This window comes from Candidatus Eisenbacteria bacterium (genome assembly GCA_016867715.1).
Taxonomy (GTDB): domain Bacteria; phylum Orphanbacterota; class Orphanbacteria; order Orphanbacterales; family Orphanbacteraceae; genus VGIW01.
Genome location: VGIW01000112.1, coordinates 1 through 9,893, shown reverse-complemented (window position 1 = coordinate 9,893; position 9,893 = coordinate 1). Strand labels below are relative to the sequence as shown.

The 9,893-nt window shown below is 63.8% G+C and carries 9 protein-coding genes; 7 read left to right on the top strand and 2 right to left on the bottom strand.

All coding sequences use genetic code 11. The annotated features are described in order from the left end of the window. A partial coding sequence (locus FJY73_13125) for a sulfatase-like hydrolase/transferase (protein ID MBM3321599.1) occupies positions 1-1,327 on the bottom strand: 1,327 nt, incomplete at its 3' end. Positions 1,328-1,498: 171 nt separating this feature from the next. Here FJY73_13125 and FJY73_13120 point away from each other — a divergent pair. The 7 genes from FJY73_13120 to FJY73_13090 all read left to right on the top strand — a co-directional run bounded on the left by FJY73_13120 (position 1,499) and on the right by FJY73_13090 (position 9,090). Continuing rightward, positions 1,499-1,894: a polymer-forming cytoskeletal protein gene (locus tag FJY73_13120; GenBank protein ID MBM3321598.1), complete on the top strand. Its 396-nt coding sequence runs from the start codon at positions 1,499-1,501 to the stop codon at positions 1,892-1,894. A gap of 205 nt (positions 1,895-2,099) precedes the next feature. After that, the gene (locus FJY73_13115) at positions 2,100-4,460 is read left to right on the top strand and encodes a HAMP domain-containing histidine kinase (GenBank protein ID MBM3321597.1); all 2,361 of its coding nucleotides are present in this window, start codon (positions 2,100-2,102) and stop codon (positions 4,458-4,460) included. Then, a complete protein-coding gene (locus tag FJY73_13110) occupies positions 4,457-5,833 on the top strand; it encodes a sigma-54-dependent Fis family transcriptional regulator (GenBank protein ID MBM3321596.1) in 1,377 nt (458 codons plus the stop codon). Before FJY73_13115 ends, FJY73_13110 begins: the two co-directional genes overlap by 4 nt. Positions 5,834-6,169: 336 nt before the next feature. Then, positions 6,170-6,529, top strand: a complete 360-nt coding sequence (locus tag FJY73_13105) for a hypothetical protein (protein ID MBM3321595.1) — start codon at positions 6,170-6,172, stop codon at positions 6,527-6,529. Positions 6,530-6,600: 71 nt separating this feature from the next. Next, complete coding sequence (locus FJY73_13100; GenBank protein MBM3321594.1) at positions 6,601-6,951, top strand: hypothetical protein; 351 nt, start codon at positions 6,601-6,603, stop codon at positions 6,949-6,951. Between the two features lie 158 nt (positions 6,952-7,109). Next, positions 7,110-8,042: a hypothetical protein gene (locus tag FJY73_13095; GenBank protein MBM3321593.1), complete on the top strand. Its 933-nt coding sequence runs from the start codon at positions 7,110-7,112 to the stop codon at positions 8,040-8,042. 16 nt (positions 8,043-8,058) lie between these two features. Next, positions 8,059-9,090 carry a hypothetical protein gene (locus FJY73_13090; protein ID MBM3321592.1) on the top strand — a complete coding sequence of 344 codons (1,032 nt, stop codon included), beginning with the start codon at positions 8,059-8,061 and terminating at the stop codon, positions 9,088-9,090. A gap of 259 nt (positions 9,091-9,349) precedes the next feature. On the opposite strand, the gene FJY73_13085 is transcribed toward FJY73_13090, so the two are convergent. Next, positions 9,350-9,893, bottom strand: a 544-nt coding sequence (locus tag FJY73_13085; protein MBM3321591.1) for an ATP-binding protein, incomplete at its 5' end; no start/stop codon positions are given.

The window sequence follows — 9,893 nt, the reverse complement described above, 5'->3', positions numbered from 1 at the left end:
CGAAGAGGAAATCCCCATGGGAGAAGAAGTACTCGTGCTCGCCGAGGCTCTCCCCGTGCGTCCCCGCGAGGAGGATCGCCGTGTCGTGGATCCGATCGGTCCGTTCGAGATGCTCGAGGAGCCGGCCGATCTCGTCGTCCACGCGGCGGATCTCTCCGTGGTAGAGAGCGACCGCCCGCGCGCTGTCGTCCACGGCGAGCCTCTCATGCCCGAACACGCGGCAGGCCCGCGTGGGTTCGTAGCGGAAGCCCTCCCGGGACGCTCCCGGCCCGTGCGGGGCGGCGAACGCGCTCCCCGACGCGGACGGCTCGTACGGCATGCTTGCGTCCGCGTAGTGGATCCACGCGAGGACCGGTCGCTTCCTCTCCGAGTCGATCCATCGGATCGCTTCACGGGTGATTCGTTCGGATTCATGAGCTTCAGCGAGGAAGAAACGGTCGAAACCCTGTTCGAATCCGCTCTTCCCTTTCGGCCCGGGCAGGGAGACGAACGCCCCCGCGACGTATCCCTTGTCGGAGAGAATCTCCGCGAGAGAGACCTGGGCTTCCCCGAGCCGGTCCCACATGCGGCGGATGCCGTGGGCGCGCGGCCAGCGTCCCGTCAGGACGGAGGCGAGAGCCTGCGGGCTCTCGGGGCAGGTCGTGAAGGCGGAGCCGAAGACGACCGCTTCGGATGCGATCCGATCGAGAGTCGGGCTCGTCGGGCGTTCGTAGCCGGAGAAACCGAGATGATCCGCGCGGATCGAATCGAAGGTGATCAGGATCACGTTCGATCCCCGCGGCATGTTCTTCATGTGGTTGATGACCGCCCCGCTGTTCACCGCGGCGAGGAGGAAGAGGAGGAGGAGCGGGATGCGGAGCGACGAGAGCGCGCGGAGCGCCCGGAAGAAAGGGAACGTCTCCCGGAGAAGACGGGCCGCCGCGAGACAGCAAAGAAGAAGAACCGCTCGGCGGGCGACGAGAAGGATGCTCCATTCCGAGGCGGAGGCGGGTCCCCGGTAGAAGTCGGTCCGGCTCACCGCGAGAAGGGAAACGAGAAGGAAGAGAACCGCCGTCGTGCGGGGAAAGGAGCGCGGGGCGATCCTGTAAAGAACGTAGATGAGAAAGACCGCCGGAATGCCGATCGCCGCGGAGAGGAAGAAGACCCGGTTCAGCTCCGCGGTGAACGCGGCGATCGCGAGGTTCGAGAGGCCGGCGTCGGGGTACCGGTTGGCCGCAACCCTCGAGAGGCCCGCGAGGATCCCCGCCGCGAAGCCGACGAGAAGAACCGAGGCGATCCCTCCCCGGAAGCGGTCGGCGGCCTCGTCTCTTCGGGGAATGCGCTTCATGGTTTCTCTCCGGATGCCCGACGATCCCGGGGAAGTCTAGCATAGTCGGAAGGAGAAACGGCTTGACCCGCGGAATCCGCTTCCTCTATTCTCGGTTGGGGGATCGGTAACTTACCCTGAATGAAAGAGTTGGAGATGGCAAGAACGGATCTTGGGGAGGGAGCGGGTAGCGTGGCATCGATCATCGCCGAAGGGTGCGTGTTCAACGGGACGATCAACGTGAACGGCGGCATCCGAATCGACGGTCAGTTCGACGGGAAGTTGATCGTCTCGGAAACGCTCGTGATCGGGAAGACCGGGAAGGTTCGGGCGGAGGTGGAGACGAAGCAGGCGACGATCGCCGGCAATCTGAACGGCGAGGTCAACGCCAAGGAAGGCGTGAAGCTTCAGACCGGTTCGCGCTTCGAGGGGAACATCTACACGAAGAACCTCGTGATCGAGGAAGGCGTCTACTTCGACGGCGGATGTTGGCGTTCCCGCGAGAACCGGCCGAAGCACGTCCCCTCCGCGGCGCCGAGGGTCGAGCCGGGCGTCCCGCAGGCGAAGCCCGCGAACGTGACCCCCTAAGTTCGAACGACGCGCTCGCTGTCGCCGCGTGGGCGCGGTGTAACTCCTCCCGTCGGCCCGCTGTGCCCGCGCGCCGTCCCGTGCGCGGGCGATTCCGTCCACACATGAAGGAATGAGACTTGTCTCGCCGAGCGATCGTCGTCACCGTCAGCGATCGAGCCGGTCCTCGACCGCGCGCTCGATCAGATCGAGCGGGGTGCGTCGCATGAATGAGCCCCGAAACGCACCGGCCCTCCGTGGGAACCGAGCGCCGTCTTCCTCTCGATCGAGGCGGCCGCGATTCCCGCCCGTCTTTCTCTTGCTCGTCTTCTGCATTTCCATTCCCGTGTTCTCCGCGGCCGACGAGCCCCCGCTCCGATGGGAGATCAAACAACGATACTACCGCTGGCAACCCAGGTATCGCATTCTCCGTGCCGGGGACCTCAACCGAGACCAGAGACTCGAGAGCCTGGTCGAGATCCAGGAGGGCCTCGGCTATGCTTCTCTGGATCGATGGGAGAGCGGAGGTTTCGGGGACCATCCGATCTGGGAACGCCGATGGCCTCTGTGCGGCGTGCAGATCTCGGGAGTCTTCGATCGAGAGGGGGATGGGTATGAGGATATCTGGGTGGCCGTGAGCGACGGGGATTCCTCGTGGATCGAGGTGATCGGAGGCGCTCCCGGCGACGGTCCATCCACGAAGATGAGGACCGACAAGGTGCCCGGCGCAGCGATTCCGGCTTCACCCCCCGTCTTGCCTCATCGCCCCGCTCTTCACGCGCTTGCAGTGATCGCCCTTGGGGAGGGCCGAGCCGTTCTCGCGTACCTCGACTACGACCGCCAGTCGAGACCTCGCGCGATTGTCGGCCTCGACGCGACGAGCGGCCGTCTTCTCTGGTCGAGACCGATCCCCGGACCGATCAGCGGCCTTTGCGCCTCGTTCGGGGGGGACGGCACCCAACCGATCTTCGTGGGAGGGATATACGCGTCGGGAAACCCGATCGCCGTCGATACGATGAATTGCGGCCGGGCGTATCTCTTCGCGCTCGACGGGAGGGGCGAGTTCGTTTGGCTTCGAAGCTTTCCGCATCTCTTCACCGGTTGGCACGTGCGCCAGGCGCCGTGGGATCCGGAGGGCTCGGTTCTCGCCTGGAAGCACGGAGCGGCGGAAGCCGAGAAGACGGACATGGGGGCCGTTCTCCTTGTGGAGCGGGATACCGGAAGGACAAGAAGGCATTTCCGGGCGAAGCGCCCCTTCACATCGCTAATCACCGTGGATCTCGATCGCGACGAGGGCGAGGAGATCGTCCTCGGAAACGAAGACGGGATCGTGCGCGTCTTGGATTCCGATCTGAATCTCGTGGCGGATCGTTCGTTCGAGGGGCCCGTGACCGTGTGGGGGAGCGCCGACTTTACCGGGGACGGGAAACCGGAGCTCTGCGCGACGACTCCCACCGACCTCCTGGTCTTGGATACAGACCTTGTCCCCCTCGCGCAGAACCACTCTTCGTCCACCATAAAGTGTGAGGTGATCGAGGTCCGAGGAAATCGGCCGCTTCTCCTCACCGAAGAGAGGCCCGAAGGTTTCCGGATCTACTCTCTGGAGAAACGGCGGGGCTTTCCCCCGAGGCTCGGTCGATCCCGTCTCGTCGCGGTCTTCCTCGCCGGGATCGGCTTCTCCGGATTGGCTCTCTTGGCGTTCCGTGTGATCCGAGGGGAACGAGCGAGGCGGGAAGAGACGCTTTGGAGGGATCTCCGATCGTTCACGCGTGAATGGAATCACGGGAAATGCGCGAGCAACGTGACGGATTTACGGGATTTCATCCACGATGAGGGGTGGAGAAACGAGGAAGGGATTCCGCGGTTCCACGAAGACCTCGTGCGGTTTCAGGAGACGAGCTACCCAATCCTCAAGGAAGCCCACAGGTGCGCGCGCTCGCTGAACCTTCCCTCCCTCCCCGCCATGCCGAAGTACCCGAAGGAGTGGCAGGCGGTTGTGGAGGATGCCGGCGCGAGCGCGTTCGCGGAGGCGGGGCCTCCGCGATCGGTTCTCCGCTTCCTGAACAAGACCTACGACCTCTCCCAATGGCTCGTGGAGCAGGTGAGGCGTCGGTTTCTCTGCGACGTGGAGAGCGAGATTCCCGCCGCCGTGCGGGCGCTCGGTTCCAAGGCGTCTCTCCAGGGCGTCCGGTTCCGCCTCGAGACGGAAAGTCGTCCGTCGAGGGCGTACATCGATGCGCTCGATTTCCGGCTCGTCGTCGAGAATCTCGTGAAGAATGCGCTCGCAGCGATGCAAGGTACCTCGAACAAGGAGATCGCGTTCCTCGTGCGCTCCTCGGCGCTCGGAGTGGAGATCTTCGTCCAGGACACGGGGCCGGGCGTGCCGGCCCATCTTCGGGAACGGCTTTTCGAGGAGGGGGTCACGGGGACTCCCGGCGGGAGCGGCCAGGGCCTCCGGCAATGCCGGGAGATCCTCGATCGTTACAGGGGGACGATCGCTCTCGCCGAGGGGGAAGGCCGGGAGACCTGTTTTCGCATCCGATTGCAGCCGGTGATACGTCGCCGCCTCGAGGGAGAACGAGAATGAACCTGTTGGAGAGAGTGCTCCTCGTGGATGACGAGGACGCGGTCGTCGCGAACGTACGGAGAGCGCTCGGTTCTCGGTGCGAAATCCATCACGCGAGATCCGGCCGCGAAGCTCTCGAGTGCCTTCGCCGGACGACGTTCGATTGCGTGCTGTTGGATTGGATGCTCGGCGACCCGCCTCCGGACGGCTTGGACGGACGGGACCTCCTCTCCGAGATCCGTGCGAAAGATCCCGCTCTCCCGATCGTGGTGCTGAGCAAGCACCGGGAGCCGGAGGTCCTCATCGAGATCCTGCGGCGCGGGGCGAACGATTACGTGTGCAAGGGGGACGGGTACGCAACCTTGCCGGCGCGCATCCACCACGTGCTCTCGCAGGCGAAAAGGAACCTCGGCCTTCTCTATCATCGCCGCCGGGAGGCGGAGGAGTACGAGCCTTTCATCGGCGAGTCGCCTGCATTCGAAGAGCTCCGGAGGAAGATCGACGCGGTCGCTTCCACCGATCTTCCCGTTCTCATTACGGGGCCGACCGGTTCGGGGAAGGAAGCGGTGGCGAGGCGGATCCACGCCTTGAGCCCGCGCTCGGAGGCGGAGTTCGCCGTGGCCGATTGCACGAAGTACCGACCCGAGATCGCCTGGAGCGAGCTTTTCGGGCACGCGAAGGGCTCGTTCACGGGTGCGGACAAGGACGTCGCGGGAAAGGTAGAGGCCGCAGAAGGCGGAACTCTCTTTCTGGACGAGATCGGATGTTTGGCGAACGAGGTTCAGAGCTGTCTGCTCCGTTTTCTCGACACGCTCGAGTACGAACGATACGGCGAGCACCGGCCGCGATCCGTGAATGCCCGAGTCGTCGCCGCGACGAACGTCGATCCGGATCGGTCCGTCCGGGAAGGGCGTTTCCGGCAAGACCTCTACTTCCGCCTGGCCGCGGTTCGGCTGCACGTTCCTCCTCTCTCGGAAAGGAGGGAGGATATCCTCCCCCTCGCGCGTCATTTCCTTCGGATGCATGATCTCCCCTCGCCGGATCCTCCGCTCACGTTCGCCCCCGAGGTCGAGGAGGCTCTCCTCGACCATCCGTGGGAGGGGAACGTGAGGGAGCTGAAGAACTCGATCTGGGCGGCCGTCCAAATCGCGAAGGGGAAGGGGGAGCGGGAGCTTCGGGTCGAGCACTTCTGGAGCCTTGCCGGTTCTTCCGAGGAATCGGCTACGGGCGACTACAAGGTGCGACTCGACCGGGCGAGGCGGACGATCCTCACGGACGCCCTCCGCTCCGCTCGCGGGAACAAGACCGAGGCGGCCCGCGCTCTCGGGCTCACCTTCGAGGGCCTCCGGAAGCTGATCTCCCGGCTCGGGATTCGCGGGGAGGAGTTCGGGTAGGGACCATTCAATCCCCCCGTCAACTTCTGTCCCGGATCCCCAACGAGCGTTCCGCAACTCTAACTCGCTACTACGAAATAGGTTCGGCTGCTTGTTCGACAGCTCGGGTCGCCGAGAGTTGATGGTCTCAGGTGGCCGGCGGCGAGGGACCAAACCGAGCGATTCCGTACTTCACACAAAGACAAGCGCTTAGGTGCCCTGTCCGACGCCTATGCCATCGGCATGGACGTTGCTCAGGAACGACCTCGCCAGACGGATGTCCTGCGCCAGGGATACCAGCGAACGAAAGGTCGTTGGCCTGATGGGGGATCGAGGGGCAAGCAGGAGGTGGTGATTATGATGGGAAGTGTTCACAGAGAAAGCTATTGGGTGCGCAAAGCTGCATTCGTCGTTCTTGGAATCTTCCTGGCTCTTCCCCTCTCTTGCGTGACCCAGCCGGGAGGTCCGTCCGACAGTCCGATCTCTTTCGATCTGGTGGTCCTTGTGACCTATGAGGGGGAACCCGTCGGGGGGGTTCTTGTCAGAGTTCTGGAAACAGGGGCCGAGGCCTATACCGATGCGTATGGGAGAACTCCCACCCTTGCGGTTGAGAGCAACGCCCAGACCGCCACGATATTCGTCAAGTACGGACAGATTCAAACGACCCGCATGGTGAGCCTGCGGCGGGGGATGAACGAGGTCGTTATCCGACTGTAGAGTCGCGGAAGCTCTTGGTTCGGGGGAGAACAATGGGTACGACCTTACGTCTAGGAGAATACCGTTCGGCCGTGCTGAGAATCGTGCTCGTGTTGGGGATGGCCGGCGTGTCGACTTTCGGATGCAACACCGCGGCCTTCCTGGAAGCGATGGCCGGGGTGCAGTTCGCGCCGAACTCCGCACAAGGATCGTGTGACCTGATTGTGAAGGTCTCTTACGCCGGAAAGCCGATCCCGGGCGTTCTTGTTCGCGTACTTGAGACGGGCGCGCACGCCTCTACGAATGCGAACGGTGTCACTCCCCCTTTGTGGGTCGAGTCAACCGCTCAGAGAGTCACGATCTTCGCGAAGTACGGTGAACTGGAGACCACGAGGTTCATTCACCTACATCGCGGGCTCAATGAAGTGGAGATCGGTTTGTAAGGCGAGACGTCCAGCATGCGAACGCCGGCTCTCGCCTTCAGTCCGGCGCGAGGCGAACGCGCGAGACGGCGGAATCGAAGCCCGGGCGATGGCCGAAGGTCGAGACTGGGGGCCTTGCTGTGAGTTTCTTGGTGACGTCAGGGGGTAGAGTGCCTGGCTTGCTTCATTCGATTCTCGATGACGTGAGCGTCGAGAGCCCGCTCGATGTGGCGGGAATCCGTGTGTTCCCGCTGAACTGGTCCGCTGAGCAGGGGAGCGGTCCCGTTCATGCCGCGCACCGACCGGGCGCGAGCCCTCTCGACGTGATCCGGGAGGCAGGAGAAGCGCCCTCCCGCACCCTTCTTCACTTTCGCAATCGGGGACGGTTTCCGGTTCTCCTTCCGGAGGGAGCGCTCTTCTTCGGAGAGGGCTACACGCGGGTCGCGCGAGAGTCGCAGGTCATCGAAGCCGGCGACCAGCGGACGATGTCATTCTGCTGCCTGGACAAGAGTCCCAGCGACTCAGCGAAAAGTCCGATCTCTCTCGGTCTCGCGATCGCCCCGCATGCGATCCGCCTGCACTTGAAGAGGCTTCGCGATTGCGGGGAGGTTCTCGGTCTGTGCTCGGTTTGGGAGCGGCTCATGGGTCTGACCGACCACGCGGGTCTCTTGAGGTCCGATCCCCGCGCGCGGGGTTTGGAAGGCCTCGGCCTCCCTCCGGAGGACGCTCGTTCCGTCGATGAAAGACTCGTTCGGAGGAGCGGCGTCGCGGGGATGCTCACGGCCGTCGAAGGCCGCTTGGTCGGGTTCGATCTCTTCGGGAGCCACGCGCTCCTCGCGGATCACGTCGTCCCTCTTCTTGCCGCTTCCGTTCTGGACAGGGACTCTCGTGCACTCGACGGAGAGGCTGGGGGAATCGTGGAGCTTTCCGAGGCGATGGCTTTTCTCGGCGACGTCCGGGATGCGTTGGACCGGACCGACGGGCAAAGGGAACACATGGCCGCGACGCGGACCTGGGAGACAAGCGAATCGATCGCGCACGCGCTTCTCCATGACAACGGACTGGTCCATCTCTCCGTGTCGGGCGGCGAGAGCGATGTTGGTCGGGCGTAACGAGAGGAGCATTTCCATGACGGCGCGTTGGAACATCACACGATCTGCCTGCCTTTCCCTTCTTGTCCTTGTGGGCTGTGCCCCATCCTTCAAGACGCTCGAGTTCGAAAACACCAACCCGGTGCGGATCGAGAGGAGTGTTCAGGAACTGGACGTGGCCTCCTGGATCGGGGTTCGGACTCCGGCCGGGGCCACCGTCGCTCTTCTTTCTCTGGAGGAAGATCGGGTGACCTACGAGCGCGAGGAGAAATGGGAACCCGGGGTCGGGATCAGCGGATGGGGCTCGCCGATTCGGGGGGCGGAACCGCGTCGCCGGTCTCGGGCGAGCGTCGCGGGCACGGCGAGTCTCGACTGGGGCGTTCGGCGCATGATCGAGGACAACCTGATCTCCTCGATGGTCTCCGGCGGCTACCGGGTCCTCGAGAGGGATCCGGATATGCTCGCGAATCTGCTTTCCGAATCGAGCAGCCAGTACTCCCTTCTCAACCCGGAGAACCTTCCGACGAAACGGCCTTCCAGAACGGCGGTCTCGGAGGGTAATCAGATCGAGATCCGGGTCTCCGGAGCCGATGCGAGGGAATCTCCCCATGCGGAAGATCCGACCGTTCGGACCATGCAGGTGCCGACGGAACTCCGCTCGGCCGACCGAATCCTCGCATATCGCGTCCTTGAGTGCGGGATCGTCTATCGAGCCATCCCCGAGAACCGTAGCGAGGTCGAGCGTCTCGCGCGAACAAGGCTCCACTGTCGTCTCGAGGACGCGAAGACCGGGGAGATCCTCCGGGCCGGTTTGCTCGACAGCGAAATCTCGGACGTCGTCCCCAGGAAGGACATGGAAAAGCTGAAGACGATCCACTACGACTATTTCGATTTCCGGTTGCCGAACTTCGATGTGCACAAGGGCCGGACTTCCGGATCGTCGAGCGAAGGAGGCTCGGAGATCCTGGAGCCGAGCGAGGGATCGAGACCTATGCCGGCGCGCGGCATCGCGATGATCGTTGGAGGACTCGCAACGTTACTCATTCTATCGAACGTGGATGTCCAATAGCGCGGGCACCATACGATACCGGTTCGTTGTTCAAGCAAAGCGAAAGCGCGACGGAACGGGGATCTCGAGTGCAGCGGAAGCTCTGCATCGTGGGACTGCACGGAATCGGACAGGAGGTCGGTCAGTCCGTGAGAATCGACGGAGAGCGGCTCGGTAAGTTCCGGTGAGAGAACGGGACCGGACCGGGGAAGCGAGTTTCGGCGTCGCCCGCGGTGATTTCGAAGGCGATGCTCCGGACGCGCGAGGAAGACGATTCGAGCTACGCGCTCGCGTGCGGTCGAATTTCTTCGCGGAGCCTCGTCCCTTCGGAGCCGGTCTCTTCGCTCCGCGGAATGCGGATCGTGAAGGTGCTCCCTCGGCCGGGCGCGGATTCGACCGAGACGGATCCGTTCTGGCTCTCCATGATCTCTTTGACAAGGGCGAGGCCGACTCCCGCGCCTCCGTGGACGCGCGTCTCCGAGCCGTCGACCTGGCGGAAGGAGTCGAAGATCGAGTCGAGCGACTCGAGAGGGATCCCCACGCCTTCGTCGCTCACGTGAAGAGCGACCGTGCCGTCCATGGCCTCGCTCGAAATCCGGACCCTTCCCTTCGCGTGGGAGAACTTGATCGCGTTGTCGAGAAGATTCCGCACGACCCGCTTCGTCCGCTTCGGGTCGAAGCGGGAGCTCGGCAGGTCGGGAGAGAGGGCGAGCTCGATCGAGAGATTCTTCGCCTCGATCTCCCGCCGGAGCGAATCGGCCACCTCCCGCACGAGCTCGTTCAGGTCCGCTTCCCGCGGCTCGACGCGGAGCGTCTGCTCCGTG